The organism is Streptococcus pseudopneumoniae, from assembly GCF_038148935.1.
Classification (GTDB): domain Bacteria; phylum Bacillota; class Bacilli; order Lactobacillales; family Streptococcaceae; genus Streptococcus; species Streptococcus pseudopneumoniae_U.
Genome location: NZ_JBBJZX010000001.1, coordinates 18,273 through 33,558 on the forward strand (window position 1 = coordinate 18,273; position 15,286 = coordinate 33,558).

The window sequence follows — 15,286 nt, forward strand, 5'->3', positions numbered from 1 at the left end:
ACTTTGAATCAAAAGCTAGGCCAGCAGACCTAGCTATTTCTATTAGATAGAGGAACTAGAGCCATTTGAATCTAGGAAACAAGCCTTAGATAGAACTGAAGTTCATCAAGGCGCTGTTGACGACGAGTCAAATGAGCTATCGTTTCTCTATTATCTCTTGATTTCTTCCATGACATAAGCCTCAATCACATCATCAGTCTTGATATCATTGTAGCCGTCAATCATCAATCCACCTTCACGACCGTTTGTAACTTCTTTGACGTCGTCTTTGTAGTGTTTCAAGCTTGCGAGTTCGCCATCATAGATAACAACACCGTCACGGATAACACGGACTTTAGAGTCACGGGTAACCTTACCGTTGATAACCATGAATCCACCGATAGTTCCCACTTTAGATACCTTGAAGGTTTCACGAATAACTGCTTCACCGATAACTTTTTCTTCAAATTCTGGATCAAGCATCCCTTTCATAGCTTCTTCCATCTCTTCGATAACCTTGTAGATAATGCTGTGGAGACGTATTTCAACATCGTCAGCTTCTGCTTGTTGACGAGCTTGTGGTGTAGGGCGTACGTTGAAACCAACGATAAAGGCATTTGAAGCTTCTGCAAGGGTCACGTCTGATTCGTTGATCGCACCGACCGCTGAGTGAACGATGGTCACTTTGACACCTTCCACATCGATTTTTTGAAGTGAGGCAGAAAGGGCTTCAACAGAACCTTGTACATCGGCCTTGATGATAACGTTAACAGACTTAAGTTCACCAGCTTTGAGGGTATCAAAGAGGTTTTCAAGGCTGACACGTTGGGTAGCTTGACGTTGTTTCATAAGGGCACGTTTGGCACGTTCTTCACCTGCTGCACGCGCAGATTTTTCATCTTCGTAAACGGCAAAGTGGTCACCTGCCATTGGCGCTTCATTCAAACCTGTGATTGAAACTGGTGTTGATGGTCCAGCAACCTTAACACGACGACCAAGGTCGTTAGTCATAGCACGGACACGACCGAAGGTATTTCCGACAACGATAGGGTCTTGGACATTCAAGGTACCTTGTTGAACAAGAAGGGTTGCGACCGCACCTTTTCCTTTATCCAGGCGAGCTTCGATAACTGTACCGATCGCACGCACTGTTGGGTCTGCCTTGAGTTCTTGGATTTCAGCCACAAGAAGGACTGTTTCCAATAATTCTTCGATATTTTGGTTGAATTTAGCTGAGATTTCAACAAATTCAGAATCTCCACCCCAAGCAGTTGACATAACTCCATGCTCTGCCAATTCACCTATAACGCGTTCTGGGTTAGCACCTGGTTTATCAATCTTGTTGATGGCTACGATGATTGGAACGTTGGCCGCTTTTGAGTGGTTGATGGCTTCGATAGTCTGAGGCATAACCCCGTCATCTGCCGCTACGACCAAGATAGTAATATCGGTAACAGAAGCACCACGCGCACGCATAGATGTAAAGGCCGCGTGTCCTGGTGTATCAAGGAAGGTAATCTTCTTACCATTTTCAACAATTTGATAGGCACCGATATGCTGAGTGATACCACCTGCTTCACCTGTCGCAACACGAGAGTTACGAAGGGTATCTAGGAGTGTTGTTTTACCATGGTCAACGTGTCCCATGATAGTTACAACTGGTGGACGCTCAACCAATTCATCTTCATTGAGATAACCATCTTCGACAAAGAAACGTTCGATATCGGCATTATCCACTTCAACCTTTTGTTTGGCTTCGATACCGTAATCCACCATGAGGAGTTCGATTGTTTCCCCATCCAAGGATTGGTTCTGTGTGGCCATGACACCCATCATAAAGAGTTTCTTAACGATTTCAGCTGGTTCACGTTTGATACGTTTTGCGATTTCCGCAACGGTCATACCATCTGTATACTCAAATTCTGTTGGCAATTCATGGAATTTACGCTCTGTAACAGGTTTTGGAGTCTGATTACGGTTGTTCTTGTTATTGCCTTTTTTGTTCTTTTTGTTGTTATTCCAGTTACTATTCTTTTGATTTCTCACTTGATTTTGACTACTTCGATTCTTTTGTTGTTTTCTAGGACCATCTTCTTCGTGATCATAATCGTCACGATTTTTGTCTGGTCGAGCTTGTTTTTTACGACGTGTATCCACTGCAGGTTCTTTTTTCTCAGGGACGACTTCAACCACTGCTTGAACTTGCTGTGCTTGTTGCGCTTGTTCAGCTAACTTAGCCGCTTCTTCAAAGATTTCCTCTGGTTCCTTGCGTTTGTTAGCTTGAGCCAAGGCTTCTTTAGCAGCCTGATACTGCTTGAAGCGTTCCTCACTTGAACGTGCGTACTCTGCATTTTGTTCTGCTTTTAGGGCTGCTGCACGGGCTTTAAAGTCAACACGTGGAGCCGCTTGATTTGGACGCTTGTCCTCTTGCTGACGACGATCGTTTCCACGATTTTGCTGACCTTTCTGTTTCTTAGCTTGGTCATTAAAGCGGCGATTATCGCGGTTTCCTTGACCTTGTTTTCCACCATTGCGGCCGTCGTTTTTCTGACGGTTTCCGTTTTGTTGTTGGTCACGGTTATTGCCCTTATTTTGCTTGCGTCGTTCTGCCTGCTCTTTGGCACGGGCTTCACGCTCAGCCTTGAAATTACGGCTTTGCGGTTTAGCTGCTACTTTTTCTGCCTTCGGAGCGACTGGCTCAGCTGGTTTTGCCTCTTCCTTGGCTACAGCTGGTTTTACTGGTTCAGACTTTTCGGCTTTCTTTTCTGCACTTGCTTTTGGGGCTGCAGGTTTTGCCTCTTCCTTAGCTACAGCTGGTTTAGCTGGCTCAGATTTTTCGGCTTTCTTTTCTGTACTTGCTTTTGGGGCTGCAGGTTTTGCTTCTGCTTTCGGAGCAACTGCAGGCTTAAAGCTGGCAGCGATTTTTGCAGCGACAGCTTCTTCCACACTTGATGAGTGGCTTTTCACATCCAAGCCCAACTCTTTTGCACGCGCTACAACTTCTTTACTTTCTTTTCCAAGCTCTTTTGCGATTTCGTACAATCTTTTCTTAGACAAATCATGTCCTCCTCTTCTATTCCATAAAAGACCTCATTTTCTTTGTAAATCCAGCATCTGTCACAGCCAAAACCTTTCTTGATTTTCCGACTGCTATGCTTAATTCCAGTGTTGAAAACACGGTTACAATTTCTACTTGATAATAATGACTTTTATCTTGAATCTTCTTGGTCAGATTGGGTCCAGCATCATGGGCTAGAAAGACCAACTTGGCCTTGCCGTCTTGAATGGCCTTGACCACCAATTCTTCACCCGATATAATCCGCCCTGCTCTCTGAGCAAGCCCCAAGAGATTGCTTATCTTTTGCTTATTCAAGTCCTAACTCTCTTCTTTTCACTTTGTGATCCACATAAGCGATCAACTCGTCATAAAAGCTTTCTTCCACTTCCATGTTAAAGCTGCGGTTAAAGACCTTCTTCTTTTTAGCCTCTAAGGCTTCTGCATTGTCTAGCTTGATATAAGCGCCGCGGCCATTGGCCTTGCCTGTCGGATCGATAAAGACTTGTCCTTCTTTGTTTTTGACAATGCGGAGCAAATCACGCTTATCAATCACTTCATTGGACACGACAGACTTGCGCAAAGGGATTTTTCTCGTTTTCATCTTTCCCTCCTCTAGCAGCTTTTATTCTTCTACAGTATCGTTTTCTGCTTCCAAATCTACCGAACCAGCTTCTTCCATAGCTTCAAATTCGCTAGCAGACTTGATATCGATACGGTAACCAGTCAAGTGAGCCGCCAAGCGAACGTTTTGCCCACGGCGACCAATGGCAAGAGAAAGCTTGTTATCAGGAACAACCACCAAGGCACGTTTGCTGTCGTTTTCGTCAAAGATAACTTGGTCAACCTCAGCAGGAGCGATGGCATTGTAGATAAATTCAGCTGGATCTGCTACCCACTCGATAACGTCGATATTTTCTTCGATTGGCACCATACGGTCATTTTTAGCATCGTAACGAGCTGGGTGGAATTTGCTAGTAATCTTCTTGATATTCGCTCCACCACGTCCAACGATTGTACCAATAGCATCCACGTTTGGATTGTGGCTACGAACGGCAACCTTGGTACGGTCACCAGCTTCACGAGCCACGCTCATGATTTCAACAGTTCCATCATAAACTTCTGGAATTTCTTGCTCCATCAAACGTTTGATCATTTCTGGATGGCTACGGCTAACAAAGACGTTGACACCACGAGGGTTGTCTTCAACCTTGTAGACATACACTTCAATACGATCATGAGAAGCAAAAACTTCACCAGGTATTTGGTCTTGTTTTGACAATTGGGCTTCGATGCTCCCGAGGTTGACATAGATAAAGCGGTTGTCAAAGCGTTCTACTGTACCAGACATGATTTCTTGCTCATGCTCTTTGTAAGTATTGTAAGTGATGGCACGTGTTTGCTTGCGCATTTTTTCCATGATGGTTTGTTTGGCAGATTGGGCTGCTACACGACCAAACTCAGCAGGCGCTTCTTCAAACTTGATTTTGTCTCCAAGCTCATAGGCTGAATTGATGGCAAGAGCATCTTTCAAGCTGATTTCCAAACGGCTATCAAATACTTCATCAACCACTTCACGGACAGTATAAACTGTAAAGTCACCTGTTTTTTCGTTGAAGTCAATAGCTACGCTGTCTGATTGACCATAGCGTCTGCGATAAGCGGAACGAAGCGACTCTACTACTGCGTCGATGATGTCTTCTTTTTTGATTCCCTTGTCTTCTTCCAAAATGCGGAAGGCCTCTAGCATTTCTTTACTCATGTTTTCTTCACTTTTGAATCCTCAAAAGCTATCCTTTCTTTTTCTATAATTTAACTGCTAAACGTGCTTTTGATACTAAACTGTATGGAATTTGGACGGTTTTCTTACGCGTCTTGTCCATATATTCCATAGTCAACTCGTCCTCTTCGAAGGCCAACAAGGTTCCTTCAAAGACCTTTTGCTTATCGATGGCTTGGTAGAGCCCGACATGGATGTATTTCCCAACCGCTCCAGCAACGGCATCCTTGGTTTTCAAAGGACGTTCCAAGCCTGGACTGGTGATTTCTAGGAAATATTGTTCTGGGAAGGGATCTGGCTTGATGGTGTCTAGGACAGGACTGATAATTTCTGTCAAGTCTGCCGTGTCGTTCAAGGTAATTCCTTCAGGTTTATCTACAAAAATACTGAGAATCATGTCACTGCCAATCTTTCCATACTCGATATCCACGAGTTCGAAAGGTGATTGAATGACAGGTTCTACAACTTCTCTGACTAATTCTACGATTGTTGCGATTGCGTCCACCTCCTCATAAGCAAGAGGCGAAGATATTTCCCCGCCTCTCTTTCTCATATTCTTGCTCTTAGTATAGCACATTTGCTAACTTATGTAAAGCAAAAGCACTTATACAGCCTGATTTCAGGCTATTTCTTAAAATTCTGCCTCAACTCGGTAGATAACTTGCCCCTTGTTGGAGAATCTTTGCTCGTATTCTGTCATGACATTGCCTTCAAAATCACTAGCATGTAAATCAAGCCAGACACCATTGAGTTTCATGCCATACTGAGAAAAACTCACTAGGCTATACTCAAACAAGCCACGGTTATCCGTCTTAAAATGAATTTCTCCATTTTCAGGCAAGATACGTTTGAAGGTATCCAAGAAGGTCTTGTAGGTCAAACGACGCTTTTCATGGCGTTTTTTAGGCCATGGATCTGAAAAGTTCAGATACAAGCGATCAATCTCTCCATCTTCAAAATAGTCGGTCAAGTCAGAACCATCCACCCACAAGAGCTTGATGTTAGGCACTCCAACTTCAAGTACCTTGTCCAAGGCGTAACTCAAAACAGACTTTTGAATATCAATCCCGATATAGTTGATGTCAGGGTTTTGTTTGGCCATACCTGAAACAAAGGCACCCTTTCCACTTCCAACTTCCACATGAATGGGATTATCATTGCCAAATAAGTCCCGCCATTTTCCCTTGGCTTCCAAGGGATTGAGGATCACATACTGGGGATTTGCCTCTAGTAATTCTGTCGCCCCTTTACGATTTCTAACTCTCATCTTCTCTTTCCATACTTGTCTCGGAAGTGACGTAAGCCATGGATCTCCCGATTGACATTTTCTAAATCTTGGTTCATATAATACTTGGAAATCTGGCTCAAATAAGACAATTGACCGTACCAATACAATTTATTTAATACCGTCTGATTGTACTTGTAACCGTAGTAGGTCAACCATTCCTTCCACTGATGTTCTGGAATATAATGGCAGAGCATATGGGCCACATCAAACATGCGGTCGGTCAAGCGAACCGAATCCCAATCCACCAAATAAATCAAGCCACTATCTGTCTCAATCCAATTACTATGTCGTACATCTCCATGGACAATGGTCGCATGGTCCTCTCTAAATCCTGGAATAGTCTGACGTAAATCAGCCATCACTTCACTGATAAAATGATTTTTACGCAAAGCATCTGGAGCCGTTTCCTGCCAAGACTGTAGTAAATCTACAGGTGTTTCCATGGCATATCCCAAACGACTCAACTGTGTCATCAACGGACGTGAGCGATGAAGACGGGTTAAAATATTGACGATTTGTTTACGATTCATATCATAGGGGGTCAATATCTTGCCTGTCAACCATTCTTGAGCACACATATCACGCCCATCTGCCAAACGGCGACTCCATAATAATTGTGGAGCAATTTGTTCTCTAGCTAAACCAGGTAGGATTGGAGAGGTGTTCATTTTTACAAAGATGCGCTTCCCATCAGGATAGCTACCCATATAAGCCTTGCCACTTTTCCCAGGTATGGGAGTCAGTGTTAGCTCATTATCACCCAAATCCATTTCTTTCCTCCGTATAAAGTTTCCTTACTATTCTACTAGTTTTTGGCCTATTCGTCAACCGCTCTAACCCGATTCTCAAAGAAAAGCCTCTGGATTGGCTTGGGTATCATTATAGAAAGAAAAAGGCAAGCACCATCTTCTGCTTACCTTTTCATGATTTTTATAAATAATATAAGAGTGGCCAAGTATTATAAAACATGTGAACTAGAGTCGAAACCCATAGGTTTTGGCTCTTTTTATAAGCAAAGCCCAGTAACAAGCCCCCAAGTAGATAAAAAATAAACGAAGGGACATTAGAAGGTCCATGCATGAAAGAAAAGAGAGATGAAGTTAGCACAAGCCCTAACCAAGAATTGTCAAAAACCGCACCTTGAAGAAGTCCTCTGAAAATGAGTTCCTCCTGGATGGGGCCAAAAACTGAGGAAGTCAAAATCAAAGACAGAGAAATTCCTCTGCTGACTTCCGCCAAGTGTTGAACTCCTGCGCCAGAAGAAATAGCGAAGAAATGAATATAAACCAGCGTCTCAAGTACACTTAGAAGAAAGATTGCAATGAAAAGCAAAAGGTCTTTCTTGCTTAACATCCCAAAAGAAATCATATCAAACTTTCTAGCATAAGCAACGCTCAGCGAGGTTACTAGAAGACTTACAAGAATCAATGCAAATTCATTTTGAAAAAAGTCCCCATGGTTAATCGTATAAGGAACTGTAATGACGATTAGTAGTACTAAAAATCCAAAGCACAAGGCATGAAATTTATCAAAAAACTCCATAAAATTATCCTCCTCACCAAACAGACTTCCTACGCGTTATTCTTTAGTTCTAGCCTTTCCAAAACAAACCATTTGAGTAACCAAAATCCGACCACATAACCACCCCCTAAAAAGATAGCCATTAAAGATAGCATGGGGTTTAGGAAATTAAAGACCACCGCAGATACAAAGGTTAGCACAAAAACATTAAAAGCAATGGTGTCAGAAGCCAAGACTAGAATATAGGGTGTCAACCAGTCTAAGGTTTTGGAATCTAGGAAAAATAAGCGTTTATACATGATAACCTCCTCTATGGCTGAAAAGCAAGCCTTTTGCTTTTTTTACCCCAAGACCCTATGTAGAAAAGTGAGCAAAAATGGTAAGTTTGCAATGATATTATTAACAATATGAATCGAATAAGAAGGATAGATACTCTTCGTATAACACGTTAGACAGGCAAATAGACAGCCCACTGCCGTATAGACAAAAATATCTGCGAGACTTGGCAAGCTAGAAAAGTGGGGCAAGGCAAATAAGAATGACGGAAAGAGAAGATCCAGCCCCCACCTCGAATTCTTAAAGAAGGCATGTTGAAGCAATCCCCTACATACCAATTCTTCCATCAGAGGTCCTAGTACGATTAAGGTTAGGTAAACACCAAACTCCGCAAAATTTGTCTCACTATAGGCAATAAACAAATTCCACCCTTCATTAGTTCCCTGAACGTGTTTAGCTGTCAGATAGTTAAAGCAGATAAGTACAACAGCGGCTAACACCGTCAGAACAGAATAGCTCAACCACTTTTTCCTAGGGATACGAAAGAGATAAGCATGGCCCGACCTGACCAAAATCCAAATCATCAAGCAGATGAAGAGAAGACTGATGATGTTTCGAATCCAGATAAGATTTCCTACCCAAGACGAGAACTCCCAATAATTGCTCCAAAATTGGGTTGTCCAAAACAATCCGAAAAACAAAAATAAATAAGAAAGAATGGCACTCGTTTTGAAAAGAATAGCGTGTTTTTTCATAGAACTCCTCCTACTATCTACAAGGCAACGACTAGCCTAGTACCTCCCCTTGCCAGACCATAGGTTAGTCCCATATAAAACAAGCTACTTTTTATAATACTTCAAGCCCCAAATGAGTAGAAGCATAATAATTAAGCAGAGAACAGCGCCAATATAGGCGATTATTTGTTGGTAAGATTCTCCTGCTGTGATACCTCTATACAAACAAATAATAGACATAAAACCTGTCAAGCCGATATACATAAGTTGATTGGTTCTAGGACTAACCAAATCATCATCTTCAAACTCTCTTATCCTCATTTCCCTAGTGAGATAAACAGTGACCAAAATGGAAATCAAGTTAATAATCACTAAAAGAAATTGGAAAACCAAGGAAAAATTTAAAAACTGGCGAGATAGAAAAAGATAAGTAGAGACAAGCAAGGGCAACTGACCTAGGAACAATCTCGCAAGGAAGATGTTCCGTTTTTTAGCAAGAAAAGTTTTCATTTCTTTGCTCCTTTCTTTTTAGTTAAAGCAAGATAGATCATAACCGCAATCATATAGGCTATGGTATAAAATAGCTGATACCAAGCACTCTCCCTAAGCGGATATAGAAAGATGGACATGATTAGATACAAGATGAAAATGACAAGTATTTTTTCTTCATAAGATTTCCTCCTGAATGTTTGTTGAGCTACAACCTTTACACTGCTAGTATAGCACTTATTTTGACCTTGGATCACTCAAATCACGAATGGTCATCAAAACATCTTGAATTGTAAAAAATTTAAAAAGCAAGCACAGAAACCATGCTTGCCTTATGAAAATTTGATAACATAAAAATCTAAAATCGAAAGCTATTCACCCTTACTTCCGTCTGTTCTCATATATTCTCATGATCGCAACAAGGATAGCAGCTGTCCCACTTGCCAAAAATAGGAGGGTAATGATAATGTTGAGGATTTCAGGCGTCCTCTCTATTCTGTTGACAAGACGGACTAAGGACAATACTGTCAATAAGAGTAAAGCTACTGACCCTGTCCGAATTAAAGAAGCCATTCGGTTCTCAACTGCATATAAAAAGGCTGGTAGCATAACACAGGCTATAGCAATCACAAACAGATTGCCCCCCGTTTCTTCTCCCTTGTTCACCACAGAAATCATGAGAAGATTCGATGCTATAATCAACGTAGAACAGATGATAAAAAAGGATTTCTTATTCATATAGGGCACCTCATATACTATGGCATTTTAATTGATGACTGCAGGCAGTACTTCTTTGCACAAGTCTTCTAATCATCAACTGACATCGAGTGAACTGTTAAAACCTGACGAAAGACTTGATTTTGGCAGGTGGTATTTAGACTGGTATTGGGATGACTTTCCACAATTTTCATGACAGTATAGAGACCAACTCCTCTTTCCTCCCCTTTAGAACTTGCTCCAAAGGAGAAGATTTCAGAAATATCGATGCTCTCTTCTTTGATGGAGTTTTCAATGATAAAGGTCTCTTGTTCTCCATTTTTTAAAAAGGCAATTGAAACGTGAGGTTGACTGGCCTCTGCACTAGCTTCAATGGCATTGTCACAAAGGATAGACACAATGGTTAGAAAATCAAGTAGGCTCATCCCCTCGACCTGAATCTCCTCAGGAACTTCAACATTAAAGACAATCTTCTTATCACTAGCTTTTAGAAATTTCCCTGCTAGAAGACTTTTGAGGGCTTTATCACGAATATTTACCAATCGACCAAGGTCATATTTATTGTCCTGCAATTTCTCACTGGAATCCTTTAAGACCGAGTCGTAGACCTCTTTTATCTGCTCCATATCCTCCTCTTCAATGCCCAGACGTAAGCTGGTCAAGAGGTTGCTATAATCATGCCGAAAACTCCGGACTTCCTTATAAAGCTCCTCTATATGCCGACTATAGCGTTCCATATCTCTGTAGCGCAAGGCCTGCTCTTGGTCCAATCTCTCATGGAGTTTTTCCTTCAAATAGGTATCCAATTTCTTGATAATCCCCATAAAAAAGACCAAGTAAAACACTAGGATCAGATGGCGCACAGTCTTTGATTGAATACCTTGTTCATATTCAAAGTAAGACAGAGTTTGTATCACCAAATAGTAGGCTCCCATTATCCAGTTAATCTTAGTCAGAGACTTTTGAAAAGCTTTATCTAGAATCTCCCTTCTCAAGTTAGTGAAATCATAGTTCAACCATTTCAAAAAGGCTAGGGAAATGAAGAAATTGAAAATTATTATACATAACCAAGCAAATGAGTAGTCATCATATACTTGCCCTTGTCCCAAAAATGGAAGCACAAAATAGGAGACCCCTCTATAAAAGAGATTCACCAATATCATTGGAAAGAGACCATAAAAGAAGAGGAGTTTTTTAGGAAGCCCTCTTAACAGTAAGAAAGACAAACCTATACCGTACAAGGGTTCCATAAAATAAAATAGGAAACTATCTCCTACCATATAGCCAATCATTAAAAAAACAAAGGCCAACAGTATCTTAAAAAGAAAGGCTTTAAAAATCCTCTCAAAAGTGAGACCAATTCCATCCACCTTAAAGAAAATGACAATTTCTAGTCCATGAGTAACAAGTGTATACAATAATATCCAAGCAATATTCATAAACTCTCCTAGCTCAATGCAAGTTATTGATAGCCTCAGACACTTCCCTGACCTTATAACGCGCGATTAGACAGCTTCCACCATTGGGAAAGTAAAGAAGTTTTTCTTTCTTATCCAAACGAACCACATTGGCAGGATTGATGAGAAAAGAGCGATGGCATTGCAAGAGACGGGGCTCCTGCTTGAGAACTTCCTCTAAACTCGCCGTAAATTCCAGCCTATCCGTCTTGGTATAGAGAATGACACGATGGGCTCTGGGCGATGTTTCGAGATAATAAACCTCTTTAAAAGGATACTGGAATTGAGCAAATTTTGATTTAAAGTAAAAGCAATCTTCCGCCAGACTTTTACTGTCTTGACTATTGGCATAGAGGAGGGCTGTCTCGATCCGAGATTCAAACTCCTCTGCCGACAAGGCCTTATCAATGTAGTCCAAAGCAGACACTTGGTAGCGAAAGGACAGGGGCATAAACTCCGAGTGAGTTGTCACAAAGACAATCAGAGCATAAGGATCCCGAGCCCGAATCTTTCTAGCCACTTCCAGACCCTTCATCTCCTCATTTCGAATCTCAATATCCAAAAAGAATAGCTGATGCGCCCCCTTCTCATGCACCTCTGCCAGCAGTTGGTCTGGCTTGCCAAAGACCTCAAAAGAGCTGGGAGTGATATGGTGTTCCTTCAAGAGTTTCTCAATCGTCGTTTCAATCCTGGTCTGCTGGGAAAAATCATCTTCTAAAACAAATATTCTCATCTTCTTACTCCCCTTGTTTCAATTTCTTCCTAAAAAGAGAATAGCAAAAATACCATGATACAAGCCCACCAAATCTTAAACAGGCCTTCAAAGCTCCTGAAAGGTATCTTGTTCCTCAAATAAGCATGATAATCTCACAACTATTTTATCATAAAATCTTAACAGTACCATTCAGGAAATTTCAAGAGCAATTAAAGATTTGAAGGCGAAAAAGGAGATAAAAGTGATAGACTGACAGTATCAAAACACAGTTGCTAGAAGTAAGACTGGCATCCAGATTAAAGGAGGAATTCTCATGACAGATACAAATCCCATCAAAAGAGCTCAGACTTTGATTACTGACTTAAACAAAGCCTACCAAGCATGCAAACAGGCAACAGCTGACGACATCCGCTTTCAGGAGCAATTAAATTCTATTCTTGGTTTTCTAGCCAAGGCTGAAACAGTGGATAATCGAGTCTTGATTGAACTGGAAAAATTTTACCAGACTTCCAGTCTTCTCATGGGACTCAGCGCCCTCAATCCAGATGCTTCTACTCGCGCCGCTTGGCGAGCCTATGACCGTTTCCATTTTGACCAAGTCAAGACCAAGTTAAGTCTCTATGGACCAACCATTCTCTTGTAGAAAATAAAAGAAGCTGAGCTAAATTGAACTCAACTTCTTTTTTGTTTCATATAAGCAATGTTAGTCCTGCATCTGGCGTTTCACCTGATAAGGCAGATACAAGACTTGTAAAACCAAACCAGCTCCCAGCAAGGCTAAAAGGGCCAATTTTTCTTGGAAGGTCACAAGTCCGACAACTAATTCCACCACTAAGACCAAACTGGTCAATCCTCGGACTACCGCCTGCAAGCCTTTTTCCTTTTGCCCCTTGTCCAGTGGAAAAAGTTGGGTCAAATACTGGTAGTCAAAGGCGTGATAGAGTGCCAACAACTGGAAGAGCAAGAGGTAGTTAAACAGCACTACCACTGCTGTCGCAATCCAAGCTTGCTCGATAAAGACCTGCGCCAACAAAGAAAGCAAGAGAAGACGGAGACTGAGAGCAAAGAGATCTCCATTTCGCAGATAAGAACGCAGATAGAGATTTTGCCAAATCTTCCCAGGCACCTTCTGAACAGCCTTTAGGATAAAGTCCAGATAGGCACGACGCTTGACGCTGTTTGAAATCCCCTTGACCTGGGTAAAGAGGGCAAAGAAACGAAGCAAGACTTGCTTACGCTTGCTTTCTTGGGAAATGACATAGTCCCAGTCCAGTCCAGTTTCCGTAAAAAATTTGCTGGCCTTTTGACGAAAGAGGAAATATTTTCCTACTCCTAATAAAAGCACATAGACCAGAAAAACAGGTAAGCCATAACCCATGGCTAAAAATAAGGGCGCAAACAATAGCAAGAAAAGGGTCTGGACAAAGAGCCAAAAGACTAGGGAAATGCCAGTTTGACGCTTGAGATGGAGCTTGATTTCCTCTTCTCCGACTAAGAGAAAGAGCTTGTCTGGAGCCTCCATATAGGTGGCAATTCCTCCCCAAAGCAAAAGTAAAACAGACGTAATTCCTACAAACAGAAGGATAGGCCAACGATTTTCAGGAAAATGTTGCAAGAGTTGACTGTACTGGTAGGCTAAAAAACCTAGCAAGACAAGCAGGAACAAGACAAAGTGGTCATTGAGAACGTAGCGCAAATAACCAAGACACTCCTTACGAAAAGCCTGCTTTCTCTTTAAAAACAAGTCTTTCATAGCTCCTCCTCTTTGGTCAGAGCCAAGTAAATATCATTCAAACTAGCCTCAGGCATGTCAAAGGCTTCGCGCAGTTGTGCTAAATTCCCCTTGGCACGCACCTCTCCCTTGTGGAGAATGACAAAGGCATCACACATCTTCTCAGCCGAATCCAGCACGTGGGTACTCATGAGAATAGACTTGCCTTTTTGCTTTTCCACTTCCAAAAGCTGAATCAAGTCCGCAATAGCTAGCGGATCCAGACCAAGGAAAGGTTCATCCACGATGAAAAGACTCGGATCCACCACAAAAGCACAGATAATCATGACCTTTTGCTTCATCCCTTTGGAAAAATGAACAGGGAACCAGTCCAATTTCTGATCCAGACGGAACATTTTTAACAAAGGTTCTACTCGATCAAAAGCCACTTTCTGCTCAATACCATAAGCCATGGCAACCGTTTCGATATGCTCTCTGAGGGTCAATTCCTCATACAGACTAGGTGTCTCAGGAATGTAGCCAATTTGCTTGCGGTAGCTCGTTGCATCTTCTTGCAGGGTCAAGCCATTGATATTGATAGAACCACTATAAGGTGTCAACAGACCGATAATCTCATTGATTGTCGTCGATTTACCAGCGCCATTGAGACCAATCAAACCAACCAACTGCCCACTTTCAACAGTAAAAGACACATCTTTCAAGACAGGGACATGGACATAGCCACCTGTCAGGTTTTTAATTTCTAACATATTTTCTCCAAATCTGGTATAATGTAGCTATATTATATCAAAATTCAATACAGTAGAGGTAGATTTTATGTCAGATTGCATTTTTTGTAAAATCATCGCAGGGGAAATTCCTGCTTCAAAAGTATATGAAGATGAGCAGGTTCTTGCCTTTCTGGATATTTCTCAATTGACACCAGGACACACCTTAGTCGTACCCAAAGAACACTATCGCAATCTTTTGGAAATGAACGCTACTAGCGCCAGCCAACTCTTTGCCCAAGTACCAAAAGTAGCTCAAAAAGTCATGAAAGCTACTAAGGCTGCTGGTATGAATATCATTGCTAACTGTGAAGAAATCGCAGGTCAAACCGTCTTTCATACCCACGTTCACCTCGTGCCTCGCTACAGTGCGGACGATGACCTCAAGATTGATTTTATCGTCCACGAACCAGACTTTGACAAACTTGCTCAAGTCGCTGAAACCATCAAAAATGCCTAAGGAGTTGCCATGAAATTATCCAATCTACTGCTATTTGCAGGAGCTGCAGCTGGAAGTTATCTGGTTACAAAAAATCGCCAAACCATCACAGATGAAGTCTTGAATACCACTGACCGCGTTCAAGCTATCAAGGATGATGTGGATATTATCCAAAACAGCCTACAAATCATCGACCAACAAAAAGAACTCATCAAGGAATACCAAGAAGACCTGACTTACAAGTTTAAGGTCTTGGAAAAAGATATCCAGACTAGACTAGCTGTGATTAAAGAAACACAGGAAATCGAAGATAAGTAAAAGAGCCCAACGGCTCTTT

19 protein-coding genes are annotated in these 15,286 nt (G+C 41.7%); 3 read left to right on the forward strand and 16 right to left on the reverse strand.

Annotated features, from left to right (window positions below; genetic code table 11):
• Positions 1-150 precede the first annotated feature (150 nt).
• From infB to WKI42_RS00160, 14 genes are all read right to left on the reverse strand, one after another.
• The gene (gene infB / locus WKI42_RS00095; RefSeq protein WP_368080851.1) at positions 151-3,036 is read right to left on the reverse strand and encodes a translation initiation factor IF-2; all 2,886 of its coding nucleotides are present in this window, start codon (positions 3,034-3,036) and stop codon (positions 151-153) included.
• 16 nt (positions 3,037-3,052) lie between these two features.
• On the reverse strand, positions 3,053-3,352 hold the full coding sequence (locus WKI42_RS00100; RefSeq protein WP_368080852.1) for a YlxQ-related RNA-binding protein: 300 nt from the start codon (positions 3,350-3,352) through the stop codon (positions 3,053-3,055).
• Positions 3,345-3,638 (reverse strand): RNase P modulator RnpM, encoded by a 294-nt coding sequence (gene rnpM, locus WKI42_RS00105; RefSeq protein ID WP_000857560.1) that lies wholly within the window; start codon positions 3,636-3,638, stop codon positions 3,345-3,347. The genes WKI42_RS00100 and rnpM overlap by 8 nt, the downstream gene beginning before the upstream one ends.
• Positions 3,639-3,659: 21 nt before the next feature.
• On the reverse strand, positions 3,660-4,796 hold the full coding sequence (gene nusA / locus WKI42_RS00110; protein ID WP_000032274.1) for a transcription termination factor NusA: 1,137 nt from the start codon (positions 4,794-4,796) through the stop codon (positions 3,660-3,662).
• A 43-nt stretch (positions 4,797-4,839) separates the two neighbouring features.
• Positions 4,840-5,319, reverse strand: a complete 480-nt coding sequence (gene rimP, locus WKI42_RS00115; protein WP_055386898.1) for a ribosome maturation factor RimP — start codon at positions 5,317-5,319, stop codon at positions 4,840-4,842.
• A gap of 126 nt (positions 5,320-5,445) precedes the next feature.
• The gene (gene trmB / locus WKI42_RS00120; RefSeq protein WP_368080853.1) at positions 5,446-6,081 is read right to left on the reverse strand and encodes a tRNA (guanosine(46)-N7)-methyltransferase TrmB; all 636 of its coding nucleotides are present in this window, start codon (positions 6,079-6,081) and stop codon (positions 5,446-5,448) included.
• Positions 6,078-6,872: a cell cycle regulator CcrZ gene (gene ccrZ / locus WKI42_RS00125; RefSeq protein ID WP_000362999.1), complete on the reverse strand. Its 795-nt coding sequence runs from the start codon at positions 6,870-6,872 to the stop codon at positions 6,078-6,080. The genes trmB and ccrZ overlap by 4 nt, the downstream gene beginning before the upstream one ends.
• Positions 6,873-7,032: 160 nt before the next feature.
• Positions 7,033-7,644 (reverse strand): type II CAAX endopeptidase family protein, encoded by a 612-nt coding sequence (locus WKI42_RS00130; protein WP_368080854.1) that lies wholly within the window; start codon positions 7,642-7,644, stop codon positions 7,033-7,035.
• Positions 7,645-7,673: 29 nt separating this feature from the next.
• Positions 7,674-7,922, reverse strand: a complete 249-nt coding sequence (gene blpZ, locus WKI42_RS00135) for an immunity protein BlpZ (protein ID WP_000278083.1) — start codon at positions 7,920-7,922, stop codon at positions 7,674-7,676.
• Between the two features lie 42 nt (positions 7,923-7,964).
• Positions 7,965-8,654, reverse strand: coding sequence for a lysostaphin resistance A-like protein (locus WKI42_RS00140; protein WP_368080855.1), 690 nt, complete (start codon positions 8,652-8,654; stop codon positions 7,965-7,967).
• Positions 8,655-8,738: 84 nt separating this feature from the next.
• Positions 8,739-9,143 carry an immunity protein gene (locus WKI42_RS00145; RefSeq protein ID WP_368080856.1) on the reverse strand — a complete coding sequence of 135 codons (405 nt, stop codon included), beginning with the start codon at positions 9,141-9,143 and terminating at the stop codon, positions 8,739-8,741.
• Between the two features lie 360 nt (positions 9,144-9,503).
• Entirely contained in the window at positions 9,504-9,860 is a 357-nt protein-coding gene (locus WKI42_RS00150; RefSeq protein WP_368080857.1) for a hypothetical protein, read from the reverse strand.
• A gap of 68 nt (positions 9,861-9,928) precedes the next feature.
• On the reverse strand, positions 9,929-11,278 hold the full coding sequence (locus WKI42_RS00155; protein WP_368080858.1) for a sensor histidine kinase: 1,350 nt from the start codon (positions 11,276-11,278) through the stop codon (positions 9,929-9,931).
• A 13-nt stretch (positions 11,279-11,291) separates the two neighbouring features.
• A complete protein-coding gene (locus WKI42_RS00160) occupies positions 11,292-12,029 on the reverse strand; it encodes a response regulator transcription factor (RefSeq protein WP_368080859.1) in 738 nt (245 codons plus the stop codon).
• A 295-nt stretch (positions 12,030-12,324) separates the two neighbouring features.
• On the opposite strand from WKI42_RS00160, the gene WKI42_RS00165 reads away from it, so the two are divergent.
• Complete coding sequence (locus WKI42_RS00165; protein ID WP_368080860.1) at positions 12,325-12,654, forward strand: helicase BlpT; 330 nt, start codon at positions 12,325-12,327, stop codon at positions 12,652-12,654.
• A gap of 60 nt (positions 12,655-12,714) precedes the next feature.
• Here the strand turns inward: WKI42_RS00165 and WKI42_RS00170 are convergent, their stop codons facing one another.
• On the reverse strand, positions 12,715-13,764 hold the full coding sequence (locus WKI42_RS00170) for an ABC transporter permease (RefSeq protein ID WP_368080861.1): 1,050 nt from the start codon (positions 13,762-13,764) through the stop codon (positions 12,715-12,717).
• Entirely contained in the window at positions 13,761-14,492 is a 732-nt protein-coding gene (locus WKI42_RS00175) for an ABC transporter ATP-binding protein (protein WP_101776843.1), read from the reverse strand. Before WKI42_RS00175 ends, WKI42_RS00170 begins: the two co-directional genes overlap by 4 nt.
• Positions 14,493-14,559: 67 nt before the next feature.
• Between WKI42_RS00175 and WKI42_RS00180 the strand changes: the two genes are divergently transcribed.
• Both WKI42_RS00180 and WKI42_RS00185 read left to right on the forward strand, forming a co-directional pair.
• Positions 14,560-14,970, forward strand: a complete 411-nt coding sequence (locus tag WKI42_RS00180; RefSeq protein ID WP_368080862.1) for an HIT family protein — start codon at positions 14,560-14,562, stop codon at positions 14,968-14,970.
• 9 nt (positions 14,971-14,979) lie between these two features.
• Positions 14,980-15,267 (forward strand): hypothetical protein, encoded by a 288-nt coding sequence (locus WKI42_RS00185; RefSeq protein WP_000777754.1) that lies wholly within the window; start codon positions 14,980-14,982, stop codon positions 15,265-15,267.
• Positions 15,268-15,286 lie beyond the last annotated feature (19 nt).